Below are 15,059 nucleotides of genomic sequence, written 5' to 3'. Positions count from 1 at the left end.
CTCCGCATAATTTGGTTATTTATAGGGAGTACAATGACTTAATACAAGTTCATTTTAATGCGTAAGCCCTGCCTGATCACCGGCTTTCTGGGCAGCGGCAAAACGACGACGCTGCGCCATCTGCTGGCTCAGAAGCCTGAGGGAGAAAAATGGGCTGTATTGGTAAATGAATTTGGGGAAGTCGGGATTGACGGGGCATTGCTGGCGGACAGCGGCGCAGTGCTCAAAGAAATTCCCGGCGGATGCATGTGTTGCGTGAACGGCCTGCCGATGCAGGTGGGTCTCAATATGTTATTGCAACAGGCAAAACCTGATCGTCTGCTGATTGAACCTACCGGGCTGGGCCATCCGAAGCAGATCCTTTCTTTATTAACGTCTGAGGTTTACAAAAACTGGCTGACGCTCAACGCGACGTTATGCCTGATTGATCCCCGCCAGTTAAGCGATCAGCGCGTCATCGGTAATGAAAACTTCCGCGATCAGCTCGCTTCAGCAGACGTCATTATTGCCAATAAATCCGATGTGGCGCAGGCGCAGGATAATGAGGCGCTGGATGCATGGTTTAGCCTGAACGGCGGCGGACGTCAGCTGGTGACTGCGGTTCAGGGTGAGATTGACCCGGCGCTGCTCGATTTACCGCGTCTGAATCAGGCCGAATTACCCGCGGGTAAACATCATCATGCGCACGCCCCGGTGCGCGGGCTGGCCGCACTGAGCCTGCCGGAAACACAGCGCTGGCGTCGTGCGTTGAACGAAGCCGACGGTTACACCAGCTGCGGGTGGATTTTTGATGCTGAAACCGTCTTTGATACCGCGGGTATTCTCGACTGGGCGCGTCAGGCACCGGTTGACCGTGTGAAAGGCATTCTGCGTATTAAAGAGGGGACGTTGCTGGTCAATCGTCAGGGTAATGACCTGAGAATTGAAACCAAACCAATGGCGCCCTCAGACAGCAGAATTGAGCTGATTACTCGCGATAAAGCACAATGGAACACATTACAATCCACTTTGTTGAAGGTTCGTTTAAGTTCAACCGATTAAGTTAACGCTGACTAAATTAATACTTATCCTGCTAACAATAGGGCTTCCTGCTATGTGGCGCCGAAATATTCCAGCAATCCTGATACTCAACGTATTAGGTGTTGCTCTTTTCTTATCTTTCTATTTACCTGCAAACCACGGTTTCTGGTTCCCGATTGATAAATCGATTTTCTTCTTCTTTAACCGTCACCTGACGACGGACGCCTGGTTCCTGCATCTGGTCGCGGTGACCAATAACCGGGCTTTCGACGTGATTTCCCTGCTGGCAATGGGGGTGCTTTATCTGAGCTACTTCCTGAAACAAGACACCGCCGGCCGCCGCCGTTACGTCATTATTGGTTTTGTGATGCTGCTCACCGCCGTGGTACTCAATCAGCTCGGGCATTTGCTGCCGGTCAGCCATAAGAGCCCGTCGCTGAGCTTTGAGGGCGTTAATCGCGTCAGCCAGCTGACCGGGATCCCGACCAAAGATTCGTCCGCAGACAGCTTCCCGGGCGACCACGGCATGATGCTGATTATTTTCTCCTGCTTCATGTTGCGCTATCTGAGTAAGACGGCATTTGTGATTGCACTGGTGATCACCGCCATCTTCTCGCTGCCGCGCGTGATGATCGGAGCGCACTGGTTTACGGATATCGCGGTAGGTTCACTGTCTGTGGTGCTGGTCGGGGCAAGCTGGTGGCTGATGACGCCCGCCAGTGATTTGCTGATTAACTGGCTGGAGAGAAAACTCCCCGGTAAAAAAAGTCCTAATACGCCAGCCTGATTTTTCCATACATATAATTTAATTATGATCATGCAGAACGTTTTGTTCTGCATGATCTTTTTTCCAGACAATTCCCAGATATACTTTGCTAAATTATGGCTTGAAAACCCGCTTGTGATGCGGATTCAACCCAAATTAGTATAAAAATCACCCATCGTTTTTAACATCTTTACTTACATCAGCTTACATCACAATTTCTTATAAAAAATCCCGTAAAACCTCTCGCAATCCCTTATTCATTACGGTAATCTCCAAAACGCTTGAACAGAAATGTGGCAAAAACACCCGGTTTGAAGGAAAAAACGTGCTCTGACGCACATTTTGCCCGTTAGGTGTTTGTCCCATCTGATCGCGGCAGGTAGTCTCGCTTGGTTTGGTAATTTTAATAACGATTTCATCGTTAAGGACAGCAAGGGATAACAACAATAATGGTCAAGTCTCAACCGTTTCTGAGATATATCACGCGGCTGATTCCCGCGATTGGCGCAGCAATTATTCTTTCTGCGTGTAGTGGTACACATTCTTCGAACACAGAAAACGCACAAACTGATATGCGTGCAGTAAATGACAAAGACGGTCTTCTACTGCAAGCCTCTCAGGATGAATTCGAAGCAATGGTTCGTAACGTCAACGTTAAATCCAAAATTATGGATCAGTACGCTGGCTGGAAAGGCGTTCGTTATCGGTTAGGCGGTGACAGCAAGCGTGGTATCGATTGCTCAGCGTTCGTCCAGGTAACATTCCGCGAACAATTTGGTATGGACCTTCCACGTTCGACGTATGAACAGGAAGAAAAAGGTAAGAAAATCCAGCGTTCTAAACTACGCCCGGGTGATCTGGTATTGTTCGGTGCGGGCTCAACAGGGCGCCACGTCGGAATTTATTTAGGTAACGATCAGTTCGTTCATGCTTCCACCAGCGCAGGTGTGATGATTTCGAATTTGAACGAGACTTACTGGAATAAACGGTACCGCGAAGCAAGAAGAGTTCTGGCTAACGGCTGATTCCGTTACCCCATGATTTAATTCTTGTTGTCCTATACCAAGCGAATAAAAAAACGTCATCTCCGGATGGCGTTTTTTTATGCCTGTAATAAAGTGTATTAAGGGTCTGGTGTTTTTTAACTACGTTATACTTTTATTTCTTTGGCGAGAAAAAGGGCAAAACACATGGGTTTACGAACGGCGCTGACACACACCGTATTGCCCAAGCGCCGTTATTTGATACGAAGCCTCCTTTTTTCAGTGTTATTCTTTATTCTGTTTATTATCGTCACGCTGACCGTGATCAAAGCCAACAATGCCCGCGAACAGGGGCAGATTGCCGAAAGAACCTCAGAATTCAGTTCCCGCTATTTTCATCAGCTCACCGACACTATGCGCAGGATTGGTCTGCTGACGTCGGAATCCTGCCCTTCCGTTGCCAGTGAAATTAACCGCGAGGCCGCATTCAGCATTGCTGTCCGCGATTTCCAGCTGGTGCGCAACGGCATGGTTTTCTGTTCTTCTGCTTCCGGTAACCAGAACATTTCGGCCACACATTCACTTCACGATATTGATTTCGATAAAATGATGAGCATCGACCTGCAAATGGGCACCCCGGCAGTGCCCAATCGGCCAGTGATCATTGTCTGGCAGCGTAATCCCGGCATATCGAACGATGGCGTGATTGCCACGCTGGAACTGACTCTCTCGCCTTATATGCTTTTTGCGTTGCCCGGCACAGGTTATCGCGGTTTTGCACTGCTTATCGGCGACAGCGCGCTGATCTCTTCCGAGGAAGGGCTGGTTCCGGTCAGTAAGCTGCCTCAAAGCCATTTCACTGAAGTGAACCCCGGCGATCTCCCGTTCACGCTGCGCCTTTACTCCCCTTCCCTGACCGGCGACAACATTCGTTTCACCCTGCTCGGCGGATTGCTGCTCAGCCTGCTGGTGTGCGCGCTGATCTATTTCAGCCTGCTTAACCGGCACAACGTCGAACGTGAAATTCTCCGCGGCCTTAAAAACAAAGAATTCTTCGTGGAATACCAGCCGGTCATTGAATCCAGAAGTTTGAAAGTCACCGGCCTGGAAGCCCTGTTGCGCTGGCAGCATCCGATTGAAGGGCGCATTCCGCCGGATATCTTTATCGGTTACGCCGAAACGCAGGGTCTGATTGTCGAACTGACCCAGCATATGATGTCGATGGTCGCCGCCGACGCACACCAGCTGCAACACGCTTTACCTGAAAAATCTAAACTCAGCATTAATATTTCCCCGCACCACATGAGCAGGGTCAGCTTCCATGACGACGTGCTGAATTTCATCGAGGCATTACCGGAAAACGCATTTCAGGTGATTTTTGAAATTACCGAACGGGGAATGATCGATACCGAAGGCGCACTGCGGGAATTCAACTGGCTGCGCCACCACAATATTGAGATTGCCATTGATGATTTCGGCACCGGGCACAGCGCCCTGATTTATCTGGAAAAGTTCACGCTTGATTACCTGAAAATTGATCGCGGATTCGTGATGTCCATTGACCAGAAAACGCTGATTGCGCCAGTGCTGGATACCGTCCTCAAGCTCACCGAAGAGCTGAAACTCAAGACCGTGGCAGAAGGCGTTGAAACCGAGTTGCAGTCGCAATATCTGCGCAATCACGGCGTCACCTATCTTCAGGGGTATCTGTACAGCAAACCGCTGGGCGTCGGTGAACTGATGAATTTCATCCGCGATTTCAATGAGAAAGAAGCGACTTACCAGATTTAATCTGTATCAGCACTGTACTTTTTGTTCCATTTTTCTCTTCGCTGTCTGCCCATGAGTGTGATAAAAAGGCCGAAATCAGGGATGAAACCTGAGGCTGATGTGTTACAAGGTCTTAGCGATCAATTGATTACCACTGAACAATAGCCTGCGGCAATCATGTCCGCGCCATGCTGTCGTCATCACAGGAGTGCAGATCCAGGATGTTTTCTCGCGTGTTTGCCGTTGCGCTGTGCCTGCTGAGTCTCAGCGCACAGGCCGAGGTCATACAAGACAGCTACGCGTTCGCAATTTTAGGCGAACCGAAATATGTCTCAAACTTCACCAGTTTTGACTACGTCAATCCCGCCGCGCCGAAGGGAGGGCAGATCACGCTGGCTGCCATCGGCACTTATGACAATTTCAACCGTTTCGCTTCCCGCGGTAATCCGGCGGTGCGCAGCGGTTCACTGTATGACCCGCTTTTCACGACATCAAGTGATGAAATCGGCAGCTACTACCCGCTGATTGCCGATTCTGCCCGTTACGACAGCCAGTACCGCTGGGTCGAAGTGGATATCAATCCCCGCGCCCGTTTCAATGACAACACGCCGATCACCGCCAGCGACGTCGAATTCACGTTCAAAAAATTCATGACGGAAGGCGTTCCGCAGTTCCGCGTGGTTTACAAGGGTGTGGAAGTCAAAGCCATATCGCGGCTGACGGTACGCATGGTGCTGCCGAAGGCTGACAAAGACATGATGCTGGGGCTGCTCGGCCTGCCGATCCTGCCCAAAGCATTCTGGGAAAAACATAAATTCAATGAGCCGCTGAGCACGCCACCGCTGGGCAGTGGCCCATATCGCATTAGTGATTACAAGCTTGGCCAGTACATCACTTACTCGCGCGTGCCGGATTACTGGGCCGCCAATCTTCCGGTTAACCGGGGTCGTTATAATTTCGATACGATCCGCTACGACTACTATCTTGACGATAACGTCGCCCTTGAAGCTTTCAAATCCGGTGCATTTGATTTCCGTATGGAAACCTCACCAAAGAACTGGTCTACGCAATATCAGGGCGGTAATTTCAGCAAAAACTTTATCGTGAAGGCCGATGAGGAAAATCAGGCGGCGCAGGATACGCGCTGGCTGGCGTTCAACATTCACCGCCCTCAGTTTGCCGACCGCAAGGTGCGCGAAGCCCTGACGCTGGCCTTTGATTTCGACTGGATGAACCGGGCACTTTACTTCGATGCCTATCAGCGCGTTGACAGTTATTTCCAGAATACGGAGTACGCCGCGAAAGATTACCCGAACGTAGCAGAACTTGCGTGGCTCGGGCCGCTCAAGAATCAGATTCCGGCTGAAGTGTTCAGCACGCTGTATAAGCCGCCGCGCACTGACGGCACCGGTAATGACCGGGCAAATCTGCTGAAGGCGACGGGGCTGCTGAAAGAAGCCGGCTGGGAAGTCAGAAATCAGGTGCTGGTCAACAGCAAAACCGGCAAGCCGTTTACCTTTGAACTCCTGCTGCCCGGCGGCGGTAACTCGCAGTATGTCCTGTCGTTCCAGCATAATTTGCAGCGTCTGGGCATCAAAATGTCGATTCGTGAAGTCGACAATTCTCAGTTTGTCCGCCGCATGCGCCAGCGCGATTACGACATGATCCCGACGGTTTATCCGGCGATGTCTTACCCGAGCAGCGATTTACAGATTTACTGGAACACCAAATATCTGGATTCCACCTACAACAAACCGGGGGTTAGCGATCCGGCCATCGACAAACTTACCGATGAGATTGCCGCTAACCAGGGTAAACCGGACGCGCTGCTGTCGCTCGGCCATGCTTTGGACCGGGTGCTGACCTGGAATATGTATATGATCCCGATGTGGTATACCCATCACGAACGCTATGCCTATTGGGATAAATTCTCGATGCCTGCGATCGCTCCGGCCAACGGTCTGGAGCTGGATACGTGGTGGTATGACATGAACCGTGCAGCGCGTCTGCCTGCACAACGCCGTTGAGGAGCACAATGTGGCCGCTTATCTCTTAAGACGACTGCTTCTGGTGATCCCAACGCTTTGGGCCATCATTACAATCAACTTTTTTATCGTGCAAATTGCGCCCGGCGGCCCGGTAGATCAGGCCATAGCGGCGATTGAAATGGGACAATCCAGCGGGCTGCCGAATTCTGCCGGTAACAGCGGTAACGGAAAAGCGTCACCCGGCGTGGCCCAGTTTGGCGAAGGCCAGTATCGCGGTGCACGCGGGCTGGATCCTGAAGTTATCGCAGAAATTACCCATCGCTTTGGGTTTGATAAACCGCTGCACGTCCGCTATTTCGAAATGCTCTCCAGCTATGTGCGCTTTGATTTTGGCGATAGCCTGTTTCGCGGTTCAACCGTCATGGGGCTGGTGAAAAGCGCGTTGCCGGTGTCTGTCAGTATTGGTTTGTGGAGCACGCTGATTATTTATATGGTGTCGATCCCGCTGGGGATCCGCAAAGCGGTGCGCAACGGTTCACGGTTTGATACCTGGAGCAGCTCCTTTATTATCATCGGCTACGCCGTGCCTTCGTTTTTGTTTGCCATCCTGCTGATTGTTCTGTTTACCGGCGGCAGTTATCTCGACTGGTTCCCGCTGCGCGGCCTGACGTCGCCTAATTTCGACACGCTGCCGTGGTACTGGAAAATCACCGACTATCTCTGGCATGTCACATTACCGGTGCTGGCGACGGTCATTGGCGGGTTCGCGACGCTGACCATGCTGACCAAGAACTCCTTTATGGATGAAGTGAGCAAACAGTACGTCGTGACCGCGCGGGCGAAAGGGCTTAACGAAAAGCAGATCTTGTACCGCCATGTCTTTCGCAACGCCATGCTGCTGGTGATTGCCGGTTTTCCGGCCACATTCATCAGCATGTTTTTCACCGGTTCCCTGCTGATTGAAGTCATGTTTTCCCTGCAAGGCTTAGGATTGCTGGGCTATGACGCCATCGTCCAGCGCGACTTCCCGGTGATTTTTGGCACGCTTTACGTTTTCACGCTGATTGGATTACTGCTTAATATCGTCAGCGACATCACTTACACGCTGGTTGATCCGCGTATCGACTTCGAGGGCCGTCACTGATGACCGTGAGACTCTTCAAACTCAGCACAGTCACTCAGGCGCGCTGGGCACGTTTTTGCCAAAACCGGCGAGGATTCTGGTCCCTGTGGATCTTTATGGTTTTGCTGGTTCTGGTGCTGCTGTCCAACGTTCTCGCCAACGACAAGCCGCTGCTGGCGCGTTATCAGGGGCACTGGTATGTGCCTTTTATGGTGAATTACAGTGAAACCACGTTTGGCGGTGAGCTGGAAACGCCGGCGGATTATCAGGATCCGTTTGTGCTCAAACAGCTTGAAGATCACGGCTGGGCCATCTGGGCACCGGTGCGCAGCAGTTATAACTCGATTAATTTCTCGACCACGCAGCCCTTCCCTTCACCGCCTTGGGCGAAAAACTGGCTGGGCACCGACAGCAACGGGCACGACGTGCTGGCGCAGATCCTGTATGGCTTACGGATTTCGCTGTTCTTCGGCATTTTTCTCACCGTCCTGACCTCGGTGATCGGCATTATTGCCGGTGCCACGCAGGGTTATTACGGCGGACTTATCGACCTGCTCGGGCAACGTTTTATCGAAGTGTGGTCCAGCATTCCGACGCTGTTCCTGATCATTATTCTGGCCAGCGTGGTGCAGCCCAACTTCTGGTGGCTGTTGCTGATTACCGTGCTTTCAGGCTGGATGACGCTGGTGAGCGTCGTGCGCGCCGAATTCCTGCGCACCCGTAATTTTGATTACATCCGCGCCGCACAGGCGATGGGCGTCAGCGACCGGGCCATCATGTGGCGTCATATGCTGCCCAATGCAATGGTCGCCACGCTGACATATCTGCCGTTTATTCTTTGCGGTTCCATCACCACGCTGACGTCGCTGGATTTCCTCGGTTTCGGATTGCCGCTGGGTTCGCCTTCGCTGGGCACATTACTGATGGAAGGCAAAAATAATTTGCAGGCACCGTGGCTGGGCATCAGCGCATTTGTCGTGCTGGCGTCCCTGTTGTCCTTGCTGATTTTCATCGGTGAAGCGGTCCGTGACGCCTTCAACCCTTCTGCACATCACGGCGAGGCGCTCTGAGATGACGGACTCTTTACTGCAAATCCGCAACCTGAGCGTGGCTTTCCGTCAGGGAAATCAGCAGCGTGAAGTGGTCAGCGATGTTTCCCTGAATATTCATGCGGGCGAAACGCTGGCGCTGGTGGGAGAATCCGGTTCTGGCAAAAGTGTGACCGCGCTGTCCGTGCTGCGCCTGCTGCCTTCTGTCGCCGTCTATCCGCAAGGGGATATTCTCTTTGAAGGCCGGTCGCTGCTCAAAGCCGATGGCTCGACCCTGCGACAGATCCGTGGCAACCAGATTTCGATGATTTTTCAGGAACCGATGGTTTCACTCAATCCGCTGCATACACTTGAAAAGCAACTCACCGAGGTGCTTACGCTGCATCGTGGCCTGCGGGGTGATGCGGCGCGGAGCGAAATCCTAAGCTGCCTTGATCGTGTGGGTATCCGCCAGGCGGCTTCCCGTCTGCGGGATTTCCCGCATCAGCTTTCAGGCGGCGAACGCCAGCGTGTCATGATCGCCATGGCGGTGCTGACAAAGCCAAAACTGCTGATTGCCGATGAACCGACAACGGCGCTGGACGTGTCCGTTCAGGCCCAGATTTTGTCCCTGCTCGACGACCTTAAGCAGGAAATGGGCATGGCGATGCTGTTTATCACCCACAACCTGCGCATCGTGCGGCGTCTGGCGGATAACGTTGCCGTGATGCAACAAGGGCGTCTGGTGGAGCAGCAACCGCGCGCCACGCTATTCAGCCAGCCTCAGCATCCTTACACGCAACACCTTTTACAGGCCGAACCGCAGGGGCGCCCGCAGCCGCTGAGAGGTGAACCTGCCGTCTTGCTGGACGTGAAAAACCTGGATGTGGGCTTTCCTGTCAGGCGCGGCCTGCTGCGCCGCACCGTCGGCGTTAAACACGCCGTTAATCAGGTGAGCTTTCAGCTGCGTCGCGGCGAAAGTCTGGGCGTAGTGGGTGAATCAGGTTCAGGGAAGAGCACGACCGGGCTGGCGCTTTTACGCCTGATGAAATCTCAGGGCGAAATCTGGTTTGACGGCCAGCCGCTGCACACGTTTTCGCGCAAGCAAATGCTGCCCTTCCGCAGCCGGATACAGGTCGTGTTTCAGGACCCTTTCTCAGCGCTGAACCCGCGGTTTACCGTGGAGCAGATTATTGCGGAAGGTTTGCTGGTTCACCGGAAAGTGAGTGCGCAGGAGCGCGAACAGGAAGTGATACGGGCGATGCAGGAAGTCGGACTGGATCCGCAGAGCCGTCACCGTTATCCGACTGAATTCTCCGGCGGTCAGCGCCAGCGTATTGCTATCGCCCGCGCCCTGATTTTACAGCCTGAAATGCTGATTCTGGATGAACCGACATCGTCTCTGGATAAATCGGTACAGGCGCAGATTCTGGCGATCCTGAGCCAACTTCAGCAACGCCACGGCCTGACTTATCTGTTTATCAGCCATGATTTGCATGTCGTCCGGTCTTTATGTCACCAGCTTTTGGTGCTCAGGAACGGGGAAGTGGTCGAACAGGGAGATTGCGAGCAGATTTTTACCGCGCCGCAGCAGGCTTACACCCGTGAATTGCTGAGTGCGTCAGATGCGTTCGATTCGCAGGAGCAAACCGCCTGACGTTGTTATCAGGCGGTTCAGAAGGGATAAAGTGCGGTGACAGATTCCGCGATCGCCGCGCCGATATTTTTCAGGCAGCAAAGGGTCGCGCTTTCATCTTCACGATGGACGAATAAACACGGTTCGCCGTCGATTTCAACAATCGCCGCTTTCACCTGAATATCTTCTAAGGCATCAGTTAACTGATGCATCACCTGCCGGGCGAATTCACCCTCATGGCTGAGCAGTTTCAGGCCGATCAGATTGTTATCTTCATCGTTACCAGGCAGCGGAATCGGTTCAACTTTGATACCGGCAAAACCTGACAACCAGCGATAACTTTGCGGCAAACGATGTACTACCGAAAGTTGAATATTATTCACGTGGTTCCCCAGACAATGATGTTAACCAATCATCTACACGATATTTTTACAAAATAGCTACAACTACACGGATTAAGTTATAGCCGACAGACTTTGCTTTGCCCACTTCTCGCTCAAATAATTAACATTAAATTAACGTCATTCCAGTGCAAGCTCACAGACCCAGCTATTTTTATGTCTGCTCCCGATGAATCTGAGAGGCAGATCTCATTTTGGTTTATTTGTAACCTTTTTAGTCTTGATTCACAACCATTTTAATCAAATGCCGCTACTTATTATTGCATTTTTATTTACATTTAATATACAAATTAATGTTATTAGTCTTCTCATTAACGTCAATAAAAAGCATTAAATCAGCCGGTTAAAATCAATCCTGACTTTTCACACCGCTCCTGATGGCGTTAATTTCATTTTGAAATGAACCAGTTGGTTACAAAATTAACGGCGTCGCATCATACGTTAAAATCTGGATCTAATGTTAATAAATCCGCACAATTTGTTTGCACAATTTCTTCTTCTTTGGCTTATCATCCGCATCGTTATTACTGGTATACCCTATCGCAGAGACCACAGGGCATCATCAACCTGCTGATAAGTCTCGACATTAGCGACATATAATAAGAATCAGATAAGCAAATCCTGAGTTATTTAGCTCACACCCAATCCCAGCGAGAAATGAGATGGAAAACGATCCTTCAATCATGGCAAGCAATAACACCGAAAATGGAACCGGTTTCAGTCGTCGCGAACTGCTGAAAGGGCTGACCTCCGCGATGGTCGCAACAACCCTTCTCGGCTTTCCCTTCCTGAGCCAGGCGGAGAAAGAAACAGCCACGCAGTCGCCGGTCATCTTCGGCCAGTTCTATCTGGTATCACAGGCCATCACCGAGCATAAAAATATCAGTGAAGGAACTTCAGCCCAGATTTTCAATGCCTTCTTCCGCTCTCAGCCTGACTTCCCGGCTCAGGTCAGCAAACTGCATGCACTGGTTAAACCGGGGCAGGCTGCGAAAGATTTGCAGAAAGCCGCGCAGCAGAACGGTCTGGGCGAACTGGTGACGAGCATCGTCACAGCCTGGTATACCGGCACGGTTGGCCATGGAACCGATTCCATTTTGATTTCGTATAAAGATGCGCTGATGTATCGCCCGGTGAGCGACGGCCTGATTGTGCCGACTTACTGCGGTAACGGCCCGCTGTACTTCACCGCCGCGCCGCCTGATGCCGCGATGCCTGAGTCCATGAACGCCGATCGTTTTACCCGTATTTCTGAATCTGATGTGAGCAAAGCCTGATGAAAAAACCCGTATTTACCGCAGACGGCGATGCGTCTGCTGATGTGATTGTTGTCGGTTCCGGCGTCGTAGGCGGCATGATTGCCGATCAACTGGTCAGCGAAGGTTATTCTGTTCTGGTGCTGGAAGCCGGTTTACGCATCGAACGTGCGCAGGCCGTCGAAAACTGGCGCAATATGCCTTTTGAAAACCGTGCAGGTTCAGATTTCCAGGGACTGTACCCGCAGTCAGAAAATGCCCCGGCCCCGCTGTATTTCCCGGAAAATAATTACGTTCATCTGACCGGACCCAGTGCGGGCAGCTTTAAACAAGGCTATCTGCGTACCGTAGGCGGCACGACCTGGCACTGGGCGGCGTCCTGCTGGCGTCACGTCCCGAACGATTTCAAAATGAAAACGCTGTACGGCGTGGGCCGCGACTGGCCGATTTCGTATGACGAGCTCGAACCTTATTACTGCCGCGCAGAAGAAGAAATCGGCGTTGCAGGCCCGAACGATCCTGAACTGCAATCCCCTTCTGAACGCAGCAAGCCTTACCCGATGGAACAGGTTCCTTACGGCTATGGCGATACGCGTTTTGCCGAGATTGTGAACCCGCACGGTTACCGCTCGGTGCCAATCCCGCAAGGACGCAGCACCCGTCCGTGGAATGGACGCCCGACCTGTTGCGGCAATAATAACTGTCAGCCGATCTGCCCGATAGGCGCGATGTACAACGGTATCGCACACGTCGAACGCGCCGAAAACAAAGGCGCCGTGGTGCTGGCCGAGGCCGTGGTTTACAAGATTGATACCGACGAAAATAACAATGTGACGGCGGTTCACTGGCTGGATAATCAGAAAAAATCCCACAAAGCGACCGGCAAAGTGTTCGCGCTGGCTTGTAACGGCATCGAGACTCCGCGTCTGCTGCTGATGGCAGCCAACGACAAAAACCCGAACGGCATCGCCAACTCCTCTGATCACGTGGGCCGTAACATGATGGATCACTCCGGTTTCCACTGTACGTTCATCGCTAAAGAACCGCTGTGGATTGGCCGTGGCCCGGCGCAAAGCAGCTGTCTGGTCGGCCCGCGCGACGGTGATTTCCGCAAAGATTATTCCGCCAACAAAATGATCCTCAACAACATCAGCCGCGTGATCCCGGCAACGTCCAAAGCGTTGCAGATGGGGCTGGTGGGTCAGGAGCTGGACGAAGAAATCCGCCGCCGTTCTATCTTCGGCGTGGACTTGTCCATCAGCCTGGAGCCGTTGCCGGATCCGGATAACCGCCTGACGCTGAGCAAAACCCGTAAAGATCCGCACGGTTTACCCTGCCCGGATATTCATTACGACGTCGGCGATTACGTGCGTAAAGGCGCGGAAGCGGCGCATAAACAACTTGAGCACATCGGCTCGCTGTTTATGGCGGAAGAATTCAACATCACCACCAGCCTGAACGCCAATAACCACATCATGGGTGGCACGATTATGGGCAACGATCCGAAGGATTCCGTGGTGAACGGCGATTGCCGGACTCACGATCATGCCAACCTGTGGTTACCGGGTGGCGGCGCAATCCCGTCGTCCAGCGTAGTGAACAGTACGCTAACCATGGCTGCGCTGGCGCTGAAAGCCGCAGACGACATGTCGAAAAAACTGGCAGGTGCAGCATGAAAAAACTTCTCACCGCCTGCCTGTTAACTGCATCCCTGAGCGGTTTTGCCGTTGCACAGGACAATGAGGCAGAACTCGTCCGCCAGGGCCAGCAAGTCGCGACGGCCGCAGACTGTCAGGCTTGTCATACGGCACCTGAGGGTGGAAAGCCGTTCGCGGGCGGATATGAAATCCATTCGCCGATGGGCACGATTTACACCACCAACATCACGCCGTCGAAGCAGTTTGGTATCGGGAATTACACCGAAGAACAGTTCACCCGCGCTGTGCGCGAAGGTGTGCGTCCGGACGGTGCAAATCTGTATCCGGCCATGCCGTACACCTCTTACAGCCATATGAGCGATGCCGATATGCACGCGCTGTATGTCTATTTCCAGCAAGGTGTGAAACCGGTCGAACAGCCGAATACTGAAACTGCCCTGCCGTTCCCGTTTAACATGCGTATTGCGATGGCGGGCTGGAATCTGATGTATCTCGACAGCACGCCGTTTAAGCCGGATCCGACCAAAAGTGAGCAATGGAACCGGGGTGCGTATCTGGTGAACGGTGCCGGACACTGCGACACGTGCCATACGCCGCGTAATCTGATGATGGGTTCGGTGACGGATAAACCGCTGGCGGGCGGCATGGTCGGCCCGTGGTACGCGCCGAACATCAGTTCTGATCCGGTCAGCGGCATTGGCAACTGGTCGCAGGCTCAGCTGGTGGAATACCTGAAAACAGGCCGGACCGCCGGGAAAAATCAGGCCGCGGGCGGTATGGCGGAGGCGGTGCAAAACAGTCTGCAATACATGTCTGACACCGATCTGAACGCAATTGCCTACTACCTGAAAAACAGCACGCCGGTTCGCGATCCGCGCGATACACAGGCGGCAGACACCTTCGGTAAGCCGGTGAATGTGGAAGACGGCCTGCGCGGCGCACATCCGTTTAACGCGAATAAAACCATCGACAACGGCGCGGCATTGTTCAGCGGATATTGCGCCAGCTGCCACCAGCCGGACGGTTCAGGCAGCAAAAATCAGGCGTATCCGTCGCTGTTTAACAACACCGCAACCGGCCTCGGAAATGCGTCTAACCTGATTTCCGCCATTCTTTACGGCGTCGATCGCCAGGTGGGCGACCATCATGTTCTGATGCCAAAATTTGGCGTGGGTTCGTACGTCGGTCAGCTCGACGATCAGCAGATTGCGGATATCTCCAACTATGTGTTGAAAAACTACGGCAACGCAGGCGTTCAGGTCAGCGCGCAGGATGTGGCGGTATTACGCGCAGGCGGCCCGGTGACACTTCTGGCAAAACTGCAACCTTTCATGGCGCCGGCGATGATCATCGGCGTGATCATTCTGCTGGTGCTGATTTTCTGGCTCGGCAGAAAGCGTAAAGTCAGAAAAGCATAATCACGAAAGATG

The 15,059-nt window shown here is 52.7% G+C and carries 12 protein-coding genes; 11 read left to right on the top strand and 1 reads right to left on the bottom strand.

Annotation, left to right across the window (positions count from 1 at the left end; translation table 11 throughout):
* The first annotated feature begins 57 nt into the window (after window positions 1-57).
* From J8X26_RS11305 to yejF, 8 genes are all read left to right on the top strand, one after another.
* Window positions 58-1,041: a GTP-binding protein gene (locus tag J8X26_RS11305; protein ID WP_208950926.1), complete on the top strand. Its 984-nt coding sequence runs from the start codon at window positions 58-60 to the stop codon at window positions 1,039-1,041.
* A 52-nt stretch (window positions 1,042-1,093) separates the two neighbouring features.
* Window positions 1,094-1,807, top strand: a complete 714-nt coding sequence (locus tag J8X26_RS11300; RefSeq protein ID WP_165058219.1) for a phosphatase PAP2 family protein — start codon at window positions 1,094-1,096, stop codon at window positions 1,805-1,807.
* A 428-nt stretch (window positions 1,808-2,235) separates the two neighbouring features.
* On the top strand, window positions 2,236-2,811 hold the full coding sequence (gene mepS / locus J8X26_RS11295; RefSeq protein ID WP_152324316.1) for a bifunctional murein DD-endopeptidase/murein LD-carboxypeptidase: 576 nt from the start codon (window positions 2,236-2,238) through the stop codon (window positions 2,809-2,811).
* 165 nt (window positions 2,812-2,976) lie between these two features.
* Window positions 2,977-4,560 (top strand): cyclic di-GMP phosphodiesterase, encoded by a 1,584-nt coding sequence (locus J8X26_RS11290; RefSeq protein ID WP_244370486.1) that lies wholly within the window; start codon window positions 2,977-2,979, stop codon window positions 4,558-4,560.
* 200 nt (window positions 4,561-4,760) lie between these two features.
* On the top strand, window positions 4,761-6,566 hold the full coding sequence (locus J8X26_RS11285) for an extracellular solute-binding protein (protein WP_208950925.1): 1,806 nt from the start codon (window positions 4,761-4,763) through the stop codon (window positions 6,564-6,566).
* 10 nt (window positions 6,567-6,576) lie between these two features.
* Window positions 6,577-7,671 (top strand): microcin C ABC transporter permease YejB, encoded by a 1,095-nt coding sequence (gene yejB, locus J8X26_RS11280; RefSeq protein WP_208950924.1) that lies wholly within the window; start codon window positions 6,577-6,579, stop codon window positions 7,669-7,671.
* Window positions 7,671-8,720, top strand: coding sequence for an ABC transporter permease (locus J8X26_RS11275; RefSeq protein WP_208950923.1), 1,050 nt, complete (start codon window positions 7,671-7,673; stop codon window positions 8,718-8,720). The genes yejB and J8X26_RS11275 overlap by 1 nt, the downstream gene beginning before the upstream one ends.
* Before the next feature lies 1 nt (window position 8,721).
* Entirely contained in the window at window positions 8,722-10,335 is a 1,614-nt protein-coding gene (gene yejF, locus J8X26_RS11270; RefSeq protein ID WP_208950922.1) for a microcin C ABC transporter ATP-binding protein YejF, read from the top strand.
* A gap of 17 nt (window positions 10,336-10,352) precedes the next feature.
* Here the strand turns inward: yejF and J8X26_RS11265 are convergent, their stop codons facing one another.
* A complete protein-coding gene (locus J8X26_RS11265) occupies window positions 10,353-10,697 on the bottom strand; it encodes a YejG family protein (protein WP_208950921.1) in 345 nt (114 codons plus the stop codon).
* A 680-nt stretch (window positions 10,698-11,377) separates the two neighbouring features.
* Here J8X26_RS11265 and J8X26_RS11260 point away from each other — a divergent pair.
* Genes J8X26_RS11260 through J8X26_RS11250 form a run of 3 tightly spaced genes read left to right on the top strand, consistent with a single transcriptional unit; the run spans window position 11,378 to window position 15,047 of the window.
* Window positions 11,378-11,992 carry a sorbitol dehydrogenase family protein gene (locus J8X26_RS11260; RefSeq protein ID WP_152324321.1) on the top strand — a complete coding sequence of 205 codons (615 nt, stop codon included), beginning with the start codon at window positions 11,378-11,380 and terminating at the stop codon, window positions 11,990-11,992.
* Complete coding sequence (locus J8X26_RS11255; RefSeq protein ID WP_152324322.1) at window positions 11,992-13,647, top strand: GMC family oxidoreductase; 1,656 nt, start codon at window positions 11,992-11,994, stop codon at window positions 13,645-13,647. The genes J8X26_RS11260 and J8X26_RS11255 overlap by 1 nt, the downstream gene beginning before the upstream one ends.
* Window positions 13,644-15,047: a cytochrome c gene (locus tag J8X26_RS11250; protein ID WP_208950920.1), complete on the top strand. Its 1,404-nt coding sequence runs from the start codon at window positions 13,644-13,646 to the stop codon at window positions 15,045-15,047. The genes J8X26_RS11255 and J8X26_RS11250 overlap by 4 nt, the downstream gene beginning before the upstream one ends.
* The last annotated feature ends 12 nt before the right edge of the window (window positions 15,048-15,059 follow it).

The organism is Rahnella sp. ChDrAdgB13, assembly GCF_017655185.1.
Taxonomy (GTDB): Bacteria; Pseudomonadota; Gammaproteobacteria; order Enterobacterales; family Enterobacteriaceae; genus Rahnella; species Rahnella contaminans.
Note: the sequence above shows the minus strand (reverse complement) of the source record. Positions and strands in the feature narration are given on the sequence as shown.